We start from the raw sequence: 16,831 nt of genomic DNA, 5'->3' as shown, positions 1-16,831 counted from the left end.
GAGATAGATATGATTGAGCTACAAAAGCAATTTCAACCCAAAGCGAGAAATATATGCTCGGCTTGCGGAGAAGATGTCGGGGTATCAAAGCTAGTTGTGGTAGGTAATATCAATATTTGCTTTGACTGCTCAGATTTAGCAAAGCAATTAGCAGATGAAAAACGCAAGGAAATAGCAGAAAAGGAAATCAAAGAAATTATTCGATTGATTGAAGGGTATGCGGTAAAAACTGACATTACAGATATTGCCAGCCTGCTTTATCACGCTGGATATAGAAAGGTGGAGTGATGGATAAATTAGCCGATGCTCGTGCTGTATTCGAGAAACTATATAAAGAACAAACCGTATTTATTGAAAATACTCATGGATATGATAGTCAGAAATTCGCTTTATGGGCTGGATTCCAATTGGGATGGCAAGCATCACGCGAGAGTTTAGAAATTGAATTGCCAGAGCCGTTTATTGCAAATGAAAATTGCGAAACTTGGTGTTATGACGAAGATTTAGTTAATCAGGTATTAATTAGCAACGGAGTGAAAATAAAAAATGAATGATGAAATCTTGGAGTTAGCGATTGATTTAAAAAATAAAGCTAAGGTATTAAGCGTTGGGCATGAACGATCATATGTTAATTTAAATACGCTAATAAAAATTTGCGAATATATCGAACACATTAACAATCTACAGCCTGTCGCTTGGATGTACCCTGTGTTTCATGATGAGAAAATGCAATTCACTACTGATGCAGTTACATCTGAAAATATAGATATTCATTTTCAATCTCATGGCTCACCATTTAAAGTAACCCCGCTATATAAATTAGATTAAACAACCATGCAAATAATCGGATATGTATTACTCATGCTAATACAGGGTTCTGCACATTCATAGGAAATAAAAATGATATATTTAAGTTTGTTCAACGGAATATCCGCTGGGCGATTGGCGCTGTCTCGCGCTGGAATTAAGTTTGATAAATATTACATAGCCGAAATAGATAAATTCGCCAATAAAGTATCTGAGTTTCATTATCCAGACAATATCCAATTAGGTGACGTTAATAATTGGCGTGAGTGGGATATTGACTGGTCAAGTGTAGGTTTAGTTACTGCGGGATTTCCATGTCAGTCATGGAGTTTGGCTGGTAAGCAATTAGGAGATAAGGATGAGCGTGGTAAATTATTCTGGACGACATTAGAGATAATGAACCATGTATTGGAAAATAATCCAGATGCTAAATTCATGCTCGAAAATGTAAAAATGAAAAAGGAGTTTGAGGAATATATAACACTGCATACGGAACGCGCATTAGGTTATGTAAATAAAACTCTTATTAATAGTTCGTTATTATCAGCACAAAATAGACAGCGTTACTACTGGACTAATTTTGAAGTTAGCCAGCCAGAAGATAAAGGCATTTTTCTGAAAGATATTATCGAGAATATTAACTCAAGTAATAGGCCATATGAAAAAAGAAATAATATTAACTCACGTCAATCAGAATTAATGCATATCGGAAATGCTGTTGATATAAAAGGTAATGAAACGATATTGAGAGTTTATTCTACTGACGGAAAATCGCCTACATTATCAACATGTCAGGGGGGGCATCGGCAACCCAAAATAGCATTGGATTGCAATAATTACAGGAAATTAACAGCGACTGAATTTGCCCGCCTACAAACGTTTCCCGATGGTTGGTGTGAAAACATAGTCTCAAATTCACAGTCATATAAATGCTATGGAAACGCTTGGACTGTAGATGTTATCGCTCACATATTTAAATGCGCATATAGAGAAAATAAACATGAAGCTATTCGTCCTACTGTTAATTATGAACAATCATGCAGTGCCAATATCTGAGAATTTATACACGCAATCGGAATGCAATAAACGTGCTGAATATTTAATGTCAGTGAGGAATGTTGAAGTTGTTTGTGGAGAAATATACAGATGAGTGAAGTTAAATCATTAGCAGATGGCTATAATTTAAATAACGAAACATGGAATAACTTTATTGAGCGGCTTAAATATCACAATCAAGGCGATGGAGTTAATTATCATGCAACTGCTTACCCTATCTTTACAGTAAGAGAAAAAATAACTGTCACTGGTAGTGAAGATGATAATGTAGGTATTTGCTGTGAAGGTGAATACTATGATGATGTTAATGATGCTTTTAATTGGCTAGAGATGGATGAGGCAAATACACTAAAGGCTCAATCAGAAGACGGTGCTGGATTCTCATGGGATAATTTAAGCGACTACGACAAAGCAAATACAATCATAGATATTGTTGATGACGCATATATTTACTACTGGAAATGGGATTACAGAACAGTAAATTCCCACCTAACCAAAGAAGCCGCAGAGCGATTTATTAAGCGCAAACAACACGACTACGGCAAGTTATCAATATATGTTGAATCTGCTTATTGGTGTTGGGAATTGCGAACAATAATTGATGCAATGATGGATGGAAGAATTAAATACGTTGGTGATGAGAATGAAAAAGTATGACTTGATATTGTGCGATCCACCTTGGTCTTACAATAACAAAGTTTCAAATGGCGCAGCAGATAATCATTACAATACCACAGATTTATATTCCCTCTCTCGATTACCAATAGAAAAACATACCTCTAAAAATGCCGTGCTGTTTATGTGGTACACAGGGAACTTTGCACTCGAAGCAATTAAATTAGCCGAGTCATGGGATTTTAAAGTTAAAAATATGTTCGGGTTCGCATGGGTTAAATTAAATAAAAATGCAGGAGATAGAATAAATAAAAAACCGCCAGAGGATTTCTTTGACTTCATGGAAATATTAAACAACGAAACAAAGATTAATTGCGGTAATTACACTCGTCAAAATGTCGAAATGTGTTTAATAGCTACAAGAGGAAATGGATTACCTCGTCAATCTGCAAGCGTGAGACAGGTTATTTACTCATGCTTAGGTGAACACAGCGAAAAGCCAAAAGAGGTACATCATCGTTTGGAGGAATTATACGGAGATGTTCCTCGACTCGAATTATTTGCAAGAGAGAAATATGGTGATTGGGATGTCTATGGCGACCAAGCGGAAGAAAGCATTCAATTAATATAAAGGAAGAGAAATATAAATAGGAGATATAATAAATGAAGCGAATAACATTATTAGAATGGAATAATAGATATTTTGCCAAACCAAAAACACCACGAACTTTATATAGATATATTAGCGAAGGTAGATTATACCCTGCCCCCGAAAAAGTTGGTGGAAGTTATGAAATCGAACCTTGGGCAATTCTAACAAATGATAAACTAGTAAAGGATCCGCAGTCTTTAATGGAGAGAATTAATGGGCAGAAACAGAAGTGCAAAGAACAAGGGGCTACCGCCTAACTTGTATTTGCGTAAAGGGATTTACTATTACAGGGATGTAAGAACTAAAAAGGAATTTTCTGTTGGCTCAAATAAATCATTAGCAATAACTGAAGCAATTCAAGCTAACTTAGCTATTTATAAACCCAAGGAGTCTTTAGTTGACAGAATTAACAATGTTCATTGTGTGACACTGCATGAGTGGCTTGATATTTATAGAAAAAAAATAGATAGCAGGGAACTAAAAGAGAAAACAATTTATGATTATGAATCAAGAATAAAGTTAATTAAATTGCACTTTGATGATTGTCCAGTTGAGAATGTAACGCCAAGAGATATTGCTACATTTATTTCAGAGTACCCAAAAAAGTCAATGGCAAAATTACTAAGATCCACCATGCTAGATGCCTTTAATGAAGCTATTGCGGATGGTGTAGTAAAGGAAAATCCCGTTGCCGTAACAAAGCCGCCAAAGACAAGTGTTCAGCGGTCAAGGTTATCACTAGAAGAGTTTAAATATGCCTTAAAACACGCAAATGACAAATATAGGTATATGTTCCTATTGGCGATACTTACAGCTCAACGCATTAGCGATGTTATCAACATGAAATGGGATGATATAAAAAATGATAGGCTGTATGTCACCCAATTAAAAACAGGCTCTAAAGTAGCAATACCTCTCTCATTAAGACTTGAGTCTATTGGTTATTCTATTAAAGATGTTTTAAATCTCATGAATAGGAGCTCAGATAAAATCTGTGGCAACACCACCGCAAAAACATTGAGAGGTAAATTTATCGAAGCGCTACCTAAACATATAGAAAATAAACCAACATTTCACGAAATTAGAAGTTTATCTGCGAGATTATATGAAGAAGAAAAGAGTGCTGAGTTTGCAAAGAAAATACTTGGACACAAATCTATGAGAATGACGGATAAATATCTTGATGATAGAGGTAATGGTTATGTTGAGTTGTGAGTTAATAGTGAGTGATAATGAGGGTCTCCATTTATCATATTGATATTTAATAAAAAAAACACATCCCACTATAATCCAATAAGCAGGTTTCATAAATACCTTAGCTAAATACACCCCTGAGATATTTATCAAAATAGAGATAAAAAAACGGGAAGTTTGAAAGACTCCCCGTTTTATCGTCTTATTTAACCATCTCTTTATAGAGGATTAAATATCTGTATAGAATTTATTTTAATACTTTGTAGATAACGGTTTTATTTCCAACCACGTCACCTGTAACTTGTTCAGCAATTTTATCAAAATCATCAATATTGCTTACAATCACAGGACTTATCATCGATTTAGCATTAGCGTTCAGATATTCAAGATCTAATTCTAAGATAGGTTGACCGACTTTAACGTCCGCACCTTCTTCAACTAAACGCTTAAAGCCTTTACCGCCTAACGCAACAGTATCAATCCCCATATGAACGATGATTTCAACACCATTATCGGTTTCAATACAAAATGCATGGTTAGTATCAAAAATCTTAACAACCGAGCCTGTTGCAGGTGCCATTACAATATTAGAGGTTGGTTTAATCGCAAGCCCATCCCCTACAACACCACTTGAGAAAGCTTCATCAGGCACATCTTTTAATGCTACAACTTCACCATCAAAAGGCGCAATCATTTCAAGTAATACTTTTGCATTAGCATTAGCTTGTTTTATAGGTGTTTTTTCAGTAGACACGGTTGAAGTAGATGTACCTTCATAAGCGGCAACTGGGCCTTGTGTTAATACATCGCGCATTGCGTTAGCCACAAGTTCTGCACGCGTACCCACAATCACTTGAACACTTTGTTTATTTAAACGAATAACACCTGATGCACCTAAACGTTTTGCATATGCATCATTAACTACAGAAGAATCTTTTACATTGAGACGTAGGCGAGTAATACAAGCATCGATACCCGTTAAATTATCAGAGCCACCAATTGCGGCAATATATTGACGAGCTTCTTGCTGAATGCCTTCTTTGCTATTTGCAGGGGCTGTTGTGATATCTTCATTATAACCATCTGCGGTTTCATCATCAGACACTTCATCTTCGCGGCCTGGTGTTTTTAGATTGAATTTCGTGATAGTGAAACGGAAAATACCGTAGTAAATGAAGAAGAACACAATACCTTGGACAATCAACATGTACCAGTGTACAGCAAGTGGGTTACGAGATGATAAGAACATATCCACTAAGCCTGCACTAAAGCCAAACCCTGAAATCCACTCCATACTTGCAGCAATATAAACAGAAATTGCCATTAAGAATGCGTGAATAACATAAAGCACGGGTGCAACAAACATAAATGAGAATTCAAGCGGTTCAGTGATACCTGTGAAGAATGCAGCAAATGCACCCGCCATCATAATACCAGCAACTTTTGCTTTATTTTCTTTACGTGCACAGTGATAAATCGCCAGTGCAGCACCGGGTAGACCAAACATCATGACAGGGAAGAAACCAGCTTGATAACGACCAGTTACACCGACTGTCGCTAAACCAGCATCAATAGATTTCTGACCAGCAAGGAAATTAGGAATATCATTAATACCCGCAACGTCAAACCAGAATACAGAGTTCAATGCGTGATGTAGACCAACAGGAATTAATAAACGGTTAAAGAATGCGTAAATACCAGCACCTAATGCCCCCATATCTTTAATACTTTCACCGAAGCTGACTAATCCGCCATAAATAACAGGCCAGATATACATCAAAATAAAGGCAACGATGATCATGAGGAATGACGCTAAAATAGGAACTAAACGTCGACCACTAAAGAATGAAAGTGCAAGAGGCAATTCTACTTGGCTAAAACGGTTATAAAGTTCCGCTGAAAGCACACCCACTAAAATCCCCACAAATTGGTTCTCTATTTTACCAAATGCGGCAGGTACAGCCTCTAATGGAATTCCCTTGATCATAGACACAGCAGCTGGCGAACAAAGTGTTGTGACCACCAAGAAACTCACAAAACCCGTTAGAGCAGCAGCACCGTCTTTGTCTTTTGACATGCCATAAGCAACACCAATGGCAAATAAGACTGACATGTTTTCGATGATAGCAGCACCAGATTTGATAAGTAAGGCAGCAAGCGCGTTATCGCTACCCCAGCCTACTGGATCAATCCAGTAGCCAATCCCCATCAGAATTGCAGCTGCAGGTAATGTAGCAACAGGCACCATTAGTGCCCGTCCTATCTTCTGCAGATAACTTAAAATATTCACAAACTCCCCCTTGGATAGCCCCTATACGGGATCTTATTCATACTCATTCATATTTTATAAAAAAATTGATGAGCTAATTATTTAATTCCATTTTCAGTCTAAAAAAATTATTTCGTATCGCAAATTAATTAGTCATAATTTGTGATTGAAGTCACCAATACCGTATATTTTTTAGCTGAAATGCTGGCTAAGTCAGAAAGCTTATTTTATGATTAAAAATATCTTTTGGCGGGACAATTGAGTCATCGACTAAAAATGAAAAGAAATTCGTGTTATAGATGAGCCACTGATAATCACACAATGAAATAACATGTTCCTGAATTATCAGATTTGTCTTTTTTCTAAGAGGTTACTATGAGGTTAATCCCCCTATCCACGGCAAAACAAGTTGGTAAGTGGTCTGCAAATTACATCGTTGAAAAGATCAACGCATTTAATCCAACCGCAGATCGCCCTTTCGTGCTTGGTTTACCAACTGGTGGCACGCCATTGGCGACATATAAAGAGTTAATTGAATTGCACCGTGCTGGAAAAGTCAGTTTTCAACACGTTGTGACATTCAATATGGATGAATATGTTGGTATTCCATCAGACCATTCACAAAGTTATCGTACATTTATGTATGAAAACTTCTTTAATCATATTGATATTAAAGATGAAAATATCAATTTATTAAACGGCAACGCAGAAGATCCACAAGCAGAGTGTGCACGTTATGAGGCTAAAATAAAGTCTTATGGCAAAATCAATCTGTTTATGGGCGGTGTAGGTAACGACGGTCACATTGCATTTAATGAACCTGCGTCATCACTCTCTTCACGCACTCGTATGAAAACGCTCACCGAAGACACCCGTTTAGCCAATTCACGTTTCTTCGACAATAATGTTAATCATGTTCCTAAATACGCACTAACTGTCGGTGTAGGTACATTATTAGACGCTGAAGAATTAATGATTTTGGCAACAGGTTTTAATAAAGCGCAGGCTGTACATGCCGCCACCGAAGGTGCAGTTAACCATTTATGGACAATTTCCTGTGTCCAGCTTCATCCAAAAGCAATTATAGTGTGTGATGATCCTGCAACAATGGAATTACGAGTTAAAACATTGCGTTATTTCCAACAAATTGAAGCGCAAGAGTGTCAAAAATACCAAGACTAAGTTTAGTAAAATAAGTACCTACTGATTAAGTAGTGGAAAAGGCTAAGCTCTCTTACTTATCAGCCAGAATTTACTGGCTGATATCGGCTTTTTTAGATTGACTTCCCTTATCAGGAGACAAAGGTATGTTTGCCTTAACAAATGCTGTTATTTATACAGGTTACGACCGTTTAGAAAATCACGCCATTATTATTAACGGCTCCCGTATTGAGCAGGTTTGCCCACAGGATCAACTGCCAAAAGATATCACTGTTCGTGATATGAAAGGTGCAATTGTCTCTCCCGGTTTTATCGATTTACAAGTTAATGGCTGTGGTGGCGTGCAATTTAATGACACACCAGAAAATGTCACCGTTGAAACGCTAGAAATCATGCAAAAAGCAAATGAGCGTTTAGGCTGTACCAGTTATTTACCAACACTAATTACCTGTTCTGATGAATTGATGAAGATAGGCATCGAAGCAACTCGCGCCTACATGAAAAAACATGAAAACAAAGTGCTGGGATTACACTTAGAAGGCCCTTACATCAATGTGATTAAAAAAGGGACACATGATCCGCAATTTATTCGTCAACCAAGTGCTCAGATGATTAGCTATTTGTGCGATAACGCTGATGTCATCGCTAAAATCACCCTTGCACCAGAAATGGTTGATGAAAAGTATGTTCGTCAATTAATCAAAGCAGGTATCATTGTTTCGGCAGGCCATTCCAATTCGACTTATGAAGAAGCTCGTAAAGGATTCCGTAATGGAATTTCATTATCGACCCATCTTTATAATGCAATGCCTTATATTACAGGCAGAGGTCCTGGCCTTGTTGGCGCTATTTATGATACACCTGAGGTTTATGCAGGTATTATTGCTGATGGTATGCATGTTTCATGGGCTAATATTCGCAATAGTAAACGTTTAAAAGGCGATAAATTACTATTAGTCACAGATGCAACTGCGCCTGCGGGGCTTGATCCTAATAAAAATGAGATGGATAGCTTCGTTTTTGCAGGAAAAACCATATATTATCGTAATGGATTGTGTGTCGATGCTGATGGCACATTAAGTGGATCATCACTTACCATGATTGGCGCGATTAAAAATAGCGTGATTCATGTAGGTATTCCATTAGATGAAACATTACGAATGGCTACACTTTATCCCGCTCGTGCGATTGGGATAGAAAAAGAACTCGGTACAATTGAAGCAGGAAAAATTGCTAATCTCGCTTCTTTTGACAAGGACTTCAACCTTTGCACAACATTTGTCAATGGTATTGAAATAACTGATAACTAATGGATGTATATGCTGATGAGTCATAACAACACTGAAACGCAAATTGGCAATATCGATCTTGTTAAACAACTTAACAGTGCGATTGTGTATCGACTGATTGATCAACACGGGCCCATTTCCCGTATCCAAATAGCCGAACAAAGCCAACTAGCACCTGCCAGTGTGACTAAAATTACTCGTCAGTTGCTTGAACGTGGACTGATTAAAGAAGTTGACCAACAAGCATCAACAGGTGGACGCCGTGCGATTTCCATCATTGTTGAACACCGTAATTTTAATACCGTCAGTGTGCGACTAGGACGCAATGATGCGACTGTCGCACTCTATGATCTGAGTGGTAAAGTCATTATTGAGCAACACTATCCCATAGAACAGAGCACACAAAATGAAGTTGAAGCTCTACTTATTAATGCAATTGATGATTTTATTAAACAAAATCAACGTCGTATTCGTGAGCTGATTTCAATTTCTGTGATCTTACCCGGTCTTGTTGATCCCAATAAAGGCGTTGTTCGCTATATGCCTCATATGAAAGTGGATAATTGGGCTTTAGTAAACAGTCTTGAAAAACGCTTTAGCCTTCCATGTTATGCTGGTCATGATATTCGAAGCCTCGCATTAGCTGAAAACTATTTTGGTGCCACCAGAGATTGTGAAGATTCGCTATTAGTGCGGATTCACCGTGGTGCGGGTGCCGGGGTTATTATTAATAATAAAATTCTCCTCAATCAGCGCGGTAACCTTGGGGAAATTGGCCATATTCAAATAGACCCTCTAGGCGAGCGTTGTCATTGTGGTAATTTTGGCTGTTTAGAAACAATTGCATCCAATACAGCAATTGAAGCCAAAGTACGCTATCAATTAGAGCAAGGCTACCCAAGTCAATATTTATCATCGACACAATGTCAAATCCAAGATATCTGTCATGCGGCAGTTAACAACGATCCATTAGCGGTGGAAACAATTAAACAAGTTGGCCTACATTTGGGTAAAGCCATTGCGATCGCAATTAACTTATTTAACCCACAAAAAGTTGTCTTAGCGGGTGAATTAACCGAAGCTGCTGAAATTTTGCTACCGTCCATTCAAAGTTGTATTAATACGCAAGTCTTAAAAGAATTTAGAGAAGAGCTTCCTGTAGTCACATCAGAGCTTGATCATCGTTCTGCAATAGGGGCTTTTGCATTAACTAAACGAGCAATGCTTAACGGAGAATTGCTTCAACAGCTATTAGAAAAGTAAGTTATTGCTGATAAATTATACTTTTTGAGTTAAATACATACTTTTTCTTAGTTAAATAGAAAAATGAGTCTAAATTTCAAACAGTAATAGATTAAGAAAAAGAAATGTTACGTGATTTTCTCACTACATTTCTTTTTTTATACCTTTTTATCTCTATATTTTAATAGTGTTTATTCATCTCCTCTCTTCTTACTGCTTTGTTTTTTCTTTTTATTCACACTTTACACTCTCTTATTTTTGAGTATATTTTTTATCAACAAGGTTGTTTTTTGGATCTTTTTTCGACAAAATGATTAACCATCGAGCAAACGGACACGTTTCTCGAAAATTAATGCAAAAAGCAGTTGACGGATTTGTCTGTAATACGCATAATGCGCCCCGCAACGCCGACGAAGGTTATGCAAAAAAAAGATGGCTATGTAGCTCAGCTGGTTAGAGCACAACACTCATAATGTTGGGGTCACAGGTTCGAATCCCGTCATAGCCACCATCTTTTTTGCGGGAGTGGCGAAATTGGTAGACGCACCAGATTTAGGTTCTGGCGCCGCAAGGTGTGCGAGTTCAAGTCTCGCCTCCCGCACCATTTTAACCTCGTCAAGAATTTATCAGTTGGGATATCGCCAAGCGGTAAGGCACCAGGTTTTGATCCTGGCATTCCCAGGTTCGAATCCTGGTATCCCAGCCATATTTCTGATAAATTAGTGTGTTGACAATTGAATTAGCGGATGGGATATCGCCAAGCGGTAAGGCACCAGGTTTTGATCCTGGCATTCCCAGGTTCGAATCCTGGTATCCCAGCCATCTTTCGCTAGATTCATATGGCTATGTAGCTCAGCTGGTTAGAGCACAACACTCATAATGTTGGGGTCACAGGTTCGAATCCCGTCATAGCCACCATTTTTTGGGATATCGCCAAGCGGTAAGGCACCAGGTTTTGATCCTGGCATTCCCAGGTTCGAATCCTGGTATCCCAGCCATATTTTGAAAGAGAGACTCGCAAAGCGAGTCTTTTTTTCTCCAAGTTGTTGCGGGAGTGGCGAAATTGGTAGACGCACCAGATTTAGGTTCTGGCGCCGCAAGGTGTGCGAGTTCAAGTCTCGCCTCCCGCACCATTGATTATTAACGTGTTTATCACGAAATCAACGATTAAGACTCGCAATAGCGGGTCTTTTTTGTTTCTGCGATCCTATTTTCCCCAAACACAATTTCTCCCTTTTGTACTTCTCTTTACTTTCCTGCATTCAAAACGATTTTTTTAATTCCATCTTTATTTTTCCAAGTCTTTTTGATCTCTCTGTACATATATTTACTCAAATACTATACTCCCCTATAGTATATTTAAGGATTATATATGCCACACTCACCAGCAGAAAAAAAAGCCGCGTTAACTCGCGTGAGAAAAATCAAAGGGCAACTTCTTGCATTAGAAACTGCTCTTGAAAATGAAAATGAATGCGGTCAGGTATTACAACAAATTGCCGCCATTCGGGGCGCTATCAATGGCCTAATGGCAGGTGTACTCGAAAGTCATTTACGTGAAGGTCTAATGGATGCTGTCGCTTCTCCTGAAGATCAAAAAAATTCCGTTGATGATGCCATTTCACTTATCCGCACTTACCTGCGTTAATAACAAAAAAAGGATACACCATGAAATCTCGTGCTGCGGTCGCATTTGGACCAGGAGAGCCTTTAAAAATTGTTGAAGTTGATGTTATGCCACCAAAAGCTGGCGAAGTGCTGATTAAAATTAGCCACACTGGCGTTTGCCATACAGATGCCTTTACGCTCTCAGGTGATGATCCTGAAGGCGTCTTCCCAGCAATTCTTGGTCATGAAGGCGCAGGCGTTGTTGTCGAAGTAGGTGAAGGCGTCACTAGCGTAAAACCTGGCGATCATGTTATTCCACTGTACACAGCAGAATGCGGTGAATGCCTATTTTGTAAATCAGGCAAAACAAACTTATGTGTTGCAGTCAGAGCAACACAAGGAAAAGGCTTAATGCCTGATGGAACAACACGCTTTTCCTATAATGGACAACCTATTTATCACTATATGGGATGTTCTACCTTTAGTGAATACAGCGTTGTTGCTGAAGTTTCACTAGCAAAAATTAATCCTGAAGCTAATCACGAAGAAGTCTGTTTATTAGGATGTGGTGTAACAACAGGTATTGGTGCAGTTCACAATACGGCAAAAGTACAAGAAGGTGATTCAGTCGCTGTCTTTGGTTTAGGTGGTATTGGTCTTGCTGTTCTGCAAGGTGCAAGACAAGCCAAAGCGGGCCGTATTTTTGCCATTGATACTAATCCTGAGAAATTTGCATTGGCACGTCAATTTGGTGCGACAGATTGTCTGAATCCTAATGATTACGATAAACCTATCCAGCAAGTCCTTGTCGAAATGACCCAATGGGGTGTTGATCATACTTTTGAATGTATCGGAAACGTCAATGTGATGAGAGCTGCATTAGAAAGTGCGCATCGTGGTTGGGGTCAATCAGTCATCATTGGTGTGGCAGGTGCAGGACAAGAGATCTCAACACGTCCTTTCCAATTGGTGACGGGTCGTTCGTGGAAAGGTACTGCTTTTGGTGGTGTAAAAGGCCGTAGTCAATTACCCGGCATGGTTGAAGATGCAATGAAAGGTAATATCGAACTTAAACCTTTTGTTACCCACAAACTGCCATTAGAAAAAATTAATGAAGCTTTTGATTTAATGCACGAAGGTAAATCAATCCGCACTGTTATTCATTTCGATTAATCATCCTCAAACCTATGTCTCATAGGTTTGTGTTTGTTTTTTAAAGGAGTCAAAATGGAAAGGATTGAACGTCACGCCTGTTTTGGTGGTTGGCAAGAAGTTTATCAACATACATCAAAGGCGTTAAATTGTGAGATGAAATTTGCCATCTATCTTCCTCCGATGGAAGAAGGGCAAAAATACCCTGTTTTATATTGGTTATCAGGTTTAACTTGTAATGAACAAAATTTTATTACTAAAGCTGGTGCTCAACAATTTGCAGCACAACATAGCATTATTTTAGTTGTGCCAGATACCAGTCCTCGTGGTGAAAATGTCGCTGATGATAGTGCTTATGATCTAGGGCAAGGTGCAGGCTTTTATCTTAATGCCACCCAATCGCCTTGGAATGAACATTACAAGATGTATGACTATATTGTTGATGAGCTACCGACACTGATTGAAACACACTTTCCTGTCACGGATAAACGCGCAATTAGCGGTCATTCAATGGGAGGACATGGCGCCTTAACGATTGCCTTACGAAATTCAGCCCGCTATCGCAGCGTGTCGGCATTTTCTCCTATAGTGTCACCCTCTATTGTTCCTTGGGGTAAAAAGGCGTTTAGCGCTTATTTAGGGAATGATGTGGCACAGTGGAAACAATATGATGCGGTTGAATTAATTAACCAAGCAGAAAGTGTATTACCTATGCGTGTTGATGTCGGGCTTGATGATCCGTTCTATCAAGAACAGCTTAAACCTGAATTATATGCGCAAGTTTGTGACAAAAAACAGTTCCCTTATCAATTGAATTTACATCAAGGGTACGATCACAGTTACTATTTTGTGGCAAGTTTTATTGGCGAACATATTGCCTTTCATGCAAAGCACTTAAACGCTTAGCGATAATGCGATGATCTCTTTAGGGAGAACATCGCATTACTTTATTACTTAAATCACTTAATGCCTAATGCATAACGTAGCGCCGCTTCTTTAGCCTTACCTGCATGTTGAGCTGCTAAAAGACCGATATTTCTAACAACTTTTAATCCCGGTAATTGGTGACTAAAGGCGTGATAAAAAACATCCATTCCCGCTTGCATCACTAAGTTATCAGGCATACGTCGACGCTGATATTTCTTCAATAACGCCATTGAATCCCAAGGTTCAAAATGTTTTTTGGCATCAGCCACTAAGCCTAAGAAACAATCCACATCACGGTAACCTAAATTGACGCCCTGCCCCGCTAAAGGATTGATGGTATGAGCCGCATCTCCCAACAAAATAATCCCTTTATCAACATAACGACTTGCATGTTGACGCGTTAATGGGAATGAACCGGCTGCAATAGGTGTCGCTTTACCTAATCGCTCAGGAAAAGCATGTTGAATTTCTTTTTCTAACTGCATCATCGACATGTTTTGCAGTTTTCTAATTCGATCAGGCGAGTCATACCAAACCAAACAAGCCCAGTTATCAAAAAGCGGTAAATAAGCACGAGGCCCAGAAGGGTAAAAACGTTGCCATGTTCCCTTTTCTGGTGGTAATTCTGTTTTTACTGTAATCAACATACAAGATTGGCGATATTGCCAGCCATTGCTACCAATACCTGCAAATTGGCGTACTTGAGAATTCGCACCATCGGCACCCACCACTAAATTTGTGGTCACTTCACTGCCATCAGAAAGTGTTACTTTCCATTTATCATCTAAATAGGTCATTTTGCTTAGACTGTTTGGGCATAATAAAGTGATATTGCTATAACGTTCAGCTTCTTGCCAAAGCGCTAATTGCAAAATACGGTTTTCAACCATATACCCCAATTCGGGCAACCCTAAGCTTTTTGCATCAAAAACAACATGAGCGTTTTCTTCTTCCCATGTTTCAAGAGTAAGATAAGGTGCAGAACGCATAGCCAAAACATGTTGCCATGCACCTAGTTGTTTTAATAGACTAACGGACGCACAGCTAATCGCAGAAATACGGATATCAGGATGAGATGACGCATCAAAAGGTGCTGGAGACTGTCGTTCAATCATTGCGACACGCAATCCTTCTTGCGCCAGTCCAATTGCAACAGCAGCGCCAATCATCCCGCCACCCGCGATGATTGCATCAAAATCGTTTTTTACATTACTCATCATTGTTATGCCATAACTCATTACTTTAAATAATAGGTAAGCGCTGTTTCAGTTTATTTTGATTAAACTAAACGCCATAAAGAATTAGCGCCGACTTACTCTAGTCACTGACCACACAAATGACTACAATAACCGCCTTATTGGCTTATTACACGCAACGTTTTCCAGTGATTAGCTATTGTCTCACTGAAAATACCGGATTTACACAATGTCGACGATAAAAAAACTGTACATTAAAACTTGGGGCTGTCAGATGAATGAGTACGATTCATCCAAAATGGCAGACCTACTCGAAAGCACCCACGGTTATCAGTTAACCGATGTCGCCGAAGATGCGGACATTCTACTGCTAAATACCTGTTCTATCCGTGAGAAAGCACAAGAAAAAGTCTTTCATCAGTTAGGACGTTGGAAATATTTTAAAGATAATAAACCCGATATTATCATTGGCGTTGGCGGTTGTGTTGCCTCTCAAGAAGGTGAATACATTCGTCAACGTGCGCAGTGTGTCGATATTATCTTCGGACCACAAACCTTACACCGCTTACCTGAAATGATTAATCAGGTTAAAGGTACTAAAAGCCCAGTTGTCGATATCAGCTTCCCTGAAATCGAAAAATTTGACCGTCTGCCAGAGCCTCGTGCAGAAGGCCCTTCAGCTTTCGTTTCCATCATGGAAGGCTGTAATAAATACTGCTCTTTCTGCGTTGTACCTTACACTCGCGGTGAAGAAGTCAGCCGCCCTTGTGATGATGTGCTATTTGAAATCGCACAATTAGCAGCTCAAGGTGTACGTGAAGTTAACTTATTAGGCCAAAACGTTAACGCCTATCGTGGCGCTACTTTCGATGGCCAAATTTGTAGCTTTGCTGAATTAATTCGCTTAGTGGCAGCAATTGATGGTATTGACCGCATTCGTTTTACCACTAGCCACCCTATCGAATTTACTGACGATATCGTTGCTGTTTATGAAGATACGCCAGAATTAGTCAGTTATTTACATTTGCCTGTACAAAGTGGTTCTGACCGCATTCTAACATTAATGAAGCGTAACCATACGGCACTTGAATATAAAAGCATCATTCGCAAATTACGCAAAGCACGTCCTGGTATTCTGATCAGTTCAGATTTTATCATCGGTTTCCCAGGTGAAACACAAGACGACTTTGAAAAAACGATGCAATTAATTGCAGATGTTAATTTTGATATGAGCTTTAGTTTCATCTATTCCGCACGTCCAGGTACGCCAGCGGCTGACTTACCTGATGACGTTAGCGAAGATGAAAAGAAACAGCGTTTATATCTGCTACAACAACGTATCAATCAACAAGCCATGAACTTTAGCCGAGCTATGCTAAACAGTGTGCAACGTATTCTTGTTGAAGGCCCTTCACGTAAAAATGTGATGGAGCTTTCTGGTCGTACTGAAAATAACCGAGTGGTTAACTTTGAAGGTACACCGGATATGATTGGTAAGTTCGTTGATGTTGAGATTGTGGACGTTTATGCCAACTCCCTACGTGGTAAAGTGGTTAGAACGGAAGATCAAATGGATTTACGCATCCATGAATCACCAGAATCCGTCATTGCACGTACTCGTAAAGAAGATGAATTAGGGGTAGGTGTTTACCAACCTTAATTA

The 16,831-nt window shown here is 38.9% G+C and carries 17 protein-coding genes and 7 tRNA genes; 22 read left to right on the top strand and 2 right to left on the bottom strand.

The annotated features are described in order from the left end of the window. Window positions 1-9 precede the first annotated feature (9 nt). From DK866_RS14975 to DK866_RS14940, 8 genes are all read left to right on the top strand, one after another. Window positions 10-288, top strand: coding sequence for a hypothetical protein (locus DK866_RS14975; protein ID WP_109409541.1), 279 nt, complete (start codon window positions 10-12; stop codon window positions 286-288). Next, entirely contained in the window at window positions 288-554 is a 267-nt protein-coding gene (locus DK866_RS14970; RefSeq protein ID WP_109409540.1) for a hypothetical protein, read from the top strand. The genes DK866_RS14975 and DK866_RS14970 overlap by 1 nt, the downstream gene beginning before the upstream one ends. Next, window positions 547-828: a hypothetical protein gene (locus DK866_RS14965; protein WP_109409539.1), complete on the top strand. Its 282-nt coding sequence runs from the start codon at window positions 547-549 to the stop codon at window positions 826-828. Before DK866_RS14970 ends, DK866_RS14965 begins: the two co-directional genes overlap by 8 nt. A gap of 72 nt (window positions 829-900) precedes the next feature. Then, on the top strand, window positions 901-1,863 hold the full coding sequence (dcm, locus tag DK866_RS14960; protein WP_109409538.1) for a DNA (cytosine-5-)-methyltransferase: 963 nt from the start codon (window positions 901-903) through the stop codon (window positions 1,861-1,863). A 72-nt stretch (window positions 1,864-1,935) separates the two neighbouring features. After that, window positions 1,936-2,520: a hypothetical protein gene (locus DK866_RS14955; RefSeq protein ID WP_162557013.1), complete on the top strand. Its 585-nt coding sequence runs from the start codon at window positions 1,936-1,938 to the stop codon at window positions 2,518-2,520. Next, window positions 2,507-3,109 (top strand): MT-A70 family methyltransferase, encoded by a 603-nt coding sequence (locus DK866_RS14950; RefSeq protein ID WP_109409536.1) that lies wholly within the window; start codon window positions 2,507-2,509, stop codon window positions 3,107-3,109. Before DK866_RS14955 ends, DK866_RS14950 begins: the two co-directional genes overlap by 14 nt. A gap of 32 nt (window positions 3,110-3,141) precedes the next feature. Next, window positions 3,142-3,387: an excisionase gene (locus DK866_RS14945; RefSeq protein ID WP_109409535.1), complete on the top strand. Its 246-nt coding sequence runs from the start codon at window positions 3,142-3,144 to the stop codon at window positions 3,385-3,387. Further along, window positions 3,344-4,345, top strand: a complete 1,002-nt coding sequence (locus DK866_RS14940) for a tyrosine-type recombinase/integrase (RefSeq protein ID WP_109409534.1) — start codon at window positions 3,344-3,346, stop codon at window positions 4,343-4,345. The genes DK866_RS14945 and DK866_RS14940 overlap by 44 nt, the downstream gene beginning before the upstream one ends. Window positions 4,346-4,571: 226 nt before the next feature. Here the strand turns inward: DK866_RS14940 and nagE are convergent, their stop codons facing one another. Then, window positions 4,572-6,614 (bottom strand): N-acetylglucosamine-specific PTS transporter subunit IIBC, encoded by a 2,043-nt coding sequence (gene nagE / locus DK866_RS14935; protein WP_109409533.1) that lies wholly within the window; start codon window positions 6,612-6,614, stop codon window positions 4,572-4,574. Window positions 6,615-6,968: 354 nt separating this feature from the next. Here nagE and nagB point away from each other — a divergent pair, with 354 nt between their 5' ends. From nagB to fghA, 13 genes are all read left to right on the top strand, one after another. Continuing rightward, a complete protein-coding gene (gene nagB, locus DK866_RS14930) occupies window positions 6,969-7,775 on the top strand; it encodes a glucosamine-6-phosphate deaminase (RefSeq protein WP_109409532.1) in 807 nt (268 codons plus the stop codon). Between the two features lie 125 nt (window positions 7,776-7,900). Then, window positions 7,901-9,064, top strand: coding sequence for an N-acetylglucosamine-6-phosphate deacetylase (nagA, locus tag DK866_RS14925; protein ID WP_109409531.1), 1,164 nt, complete (start codon window positions 7,901-7,903; stop codon window positions 9,062-9,064). 9 nt (window positions 9,065-9,073) lie between these two features. Beyond that, a complete protein-coding gene (nagC, locus tag DK866_RS14920) occupies window positions 9,074-10,306 on the top strand; it encodes a DNA-binding transcriptional regulator NagC (RefSeq protein ID WP_109409530.1) in 1,233 nt (410 codons plus the stop codon). Between the two features lie 413 nt (window positions 10,307-10,719). Continuing rightward, window positions 10,720-10,796, top strand: a tRNA-Met gene (locus DK866_RS14915). Between the two features lie 8 nt (window positions 10,797-10,804). Continuing rightward, a tRNA-Leu gene (locus tag DK866_RS14910) sits at window positions 10,805-10,889 on the top strand. Between the two features lie 27 nt (window positions 10,890-10,916). Further along, window positions 10,917-10,991, top strand: a tRNA-Gln gene (locus tag DK866_RS14905). 41 nt (window positions 10,992-11,032) lie between these two features. Next, window positions 11,033-11,107: transfer RNA gene (locus DK866_RS14900), tRNA-Gln, on the top strand. A 19-nt stretch (window positions 11,108-11,126) separates the two neighbouring features. Further along, a tRNA-Met gene (locus tag DK866_RS14895) sits at window positions 11,127-11,203 on the top strand. Window positions 11,204-11,208: 5 nt separating this feature from the next. Then, window positions 11,209-11,283, top strand: a tRNA-Gln gene (locus DK866_RS14890). Between the two features lie 50 nt (window positions 11,284-11,333). Continuing rightward, window positions 11,334-11,418, top strand: a tRNA-Leu gene (locus DK866_RS14885). 239 nt (window positions 11,419-11,657) lie between these two features. Beyond that, window positions 11,658-11,933 (top strand): metal-sensing transcriptional repressor, encoded by a 276-nt coding sequence (locus DK866_RS14880; protein WP_036938507.1) that lies wholly within the window; start codon window positions 11,658-11,660, stop codon window positions 11,931-11,933. A gap of 20 nt (window positions 11,934-11,953) precedes the next feature. After that, window positions 11,954-13,066 carry an S-(hydroxymethyl)glutathione dehydrogenase/class III alcohol dehydrogenase gene (locus DK866_RS14875; RefSeq protein ID WP_109409529.1) on the top strand — a complete coding sequence of 371 codons (1,113 nt, stop codon included), beginning with the start codon at window positions 11,954-11,956 and terminating at the stop codon, window positions 13,064-13,066. Window positions 13,067-13,120: 54 nt separating this feature from the next. Continuing rightward, the gene (gene fghA / locus DK866_RS14870) at window positions 13,121-13,951 is read left to right on the top strand and encodes an S-formylglutathione hydrolase (protein ID WP_109409528.1); all 831 of its coding nucleotides are present in this window, start codon (window positions 13,121-13,123) and stop codon (window positions 13,949-13,951) included. A 53-nt stretch (window positions 13,952-14,004) separates the two neighbouring features. On the opposite strand, the gene ubiF is transcribed toward fghA, so the two are convergent. After that, window positions 14,005-15,192, bottom strand: a complete 1,188-nt coding sequence (gene ubiF, locus DK866_RS14865) for a 3-demethoxyubiquinol 3-hydroxylase (RefSeq protein WP_109409527.1) — start codon at window positions 15,190-15,192, stop codon at window positions 14,005-14,007. A 205-nt stretch (window positions 15,193-15,397) separates the two neighbouring features. Between ubiF and miaB the strand changes: the two genes are divergently transcribed. Beyond that, window positions 15,398-16,828, top strand: a complete 1,431-nt coding sequence (gene miaB, locus DK866_RS14860) for a tRNA (N6-isopentenyl adenosine(37)-C2)-methylthiotransferase MiaB (protein WP_109409526.1) — start codon at window positions 15,398-15,400, stop codon at window positions 16,826-16,828. Window positions 16,829-16,831 lie beyond the last annotated feature (3 nt).

This window comes from Proteus genomosp. 4 str. ATCC 51469, assembly GCF_003144375.1.
In the GTDB taxonomy this organism is placed as follows: Bacteria; Pseudomonadota; Gammaproteobacteria; order Enterobacterales; family Enterobacteriaceae; genus Proteus.
Note: the sequence above shows the minus strand (reverse complement) of the source record. Positions and strands in the feature narration are given on the sequence as shown.

Coding starts and splice junctions, on each gene's coding strand:
- DK866_RS14975 (WP_109409541.1), top strand. CDS start 10: ATGATTGAGCTACAAAAGCAATTTCAACCCAAAGCGAGAAATATATGC.
- DK866_RS14970 (WP_109409540.1), top strand. CDS start 288: ATGGATAAATTAGCCGATGCTCGTGCTGTATTCGAGAAACTATATAAA.
- DK866_RS14965 (WP_109409539.1), top strand. CDS start 547: ATGAATGATGAAATCTTGGAGTTAGCGATTGATTTAAAAAATAAAGCT.
- dcm (WP_109409538.1), top strand. CDS start 901: ATGATATATTTAAGTTTGTTCAACGGAATATCCGCTGGGCGATTGGCG.
- DK866_RS14950 (WP_109409536.1), top strand. CDS start 2,507: ATGAAAAAGTATGACTTGATATTGTGCGATCCACCTTGGTCTTACAAT.
- DK866_RS14945 (WP_109409535.1), top strand. CDS start 3,142: ATGAAGCGAATAACATTATTAGAATGGAATAATAGATATTTTGCCAAA.
- DK866_RS14940 (WP_109409534.1), top strand. CDS start 3,344: ATGGGCAGAAACAGAAGTGCAAAGAACAAGGGGCTACCGCCTAACTTG.
- nagB (WP_109409532.1), top strand. CDS start 6,969: ATGAGGTTAATCCCCCTATCCACGGCAAAACAAGTTGGTAAGTGGTCT.
- nagA (WP_109409531.1), top strand. CDS start 7,901: ATGTTTGCCTTAACAAATGCTGTTATTTATACAGGTTACGACCGTTTA.
- nagC (WP_109409530.1), top strand. CDS start 9,074: ATGCTGATGAGTCATAACAACACTGAAACGCAAATTGGCAATATCGAT.
- DK866_RS14880 (WP_036938507.1), top strand. CDS start 11,658: ATGCCACACTCACCAGCAGAAAAAAAAGCCGCGTTAACTCGCGTGAGA.
- DK866_RS14875 (WP_109409529.1), top strand. CDS start 11,954: ATGAAATCTCGTGCTGCGGTCGCATTTGGACCAGGAGAGCCTTTAAAA.
- fghA (WP_109409528.1), top strand. CDS start 13,121: ATGGAAAGGATTGAACGTCACGCCTGTTTTGGTGGTTGGCAAGAAGTT.
- ubiF (WP_109409527.1), bottom strand. CDS start 15,192: ATGATGAGTAATGTAAAAAACGATTTTGATGCAATCATCGCGGGTGGC.
- miaB (WP_109409526.1), top strand. CDS start 15,398: ATGTCGACGATAAAAAAACTGTACATTAAAACTTGGGGCTGTCAGATG.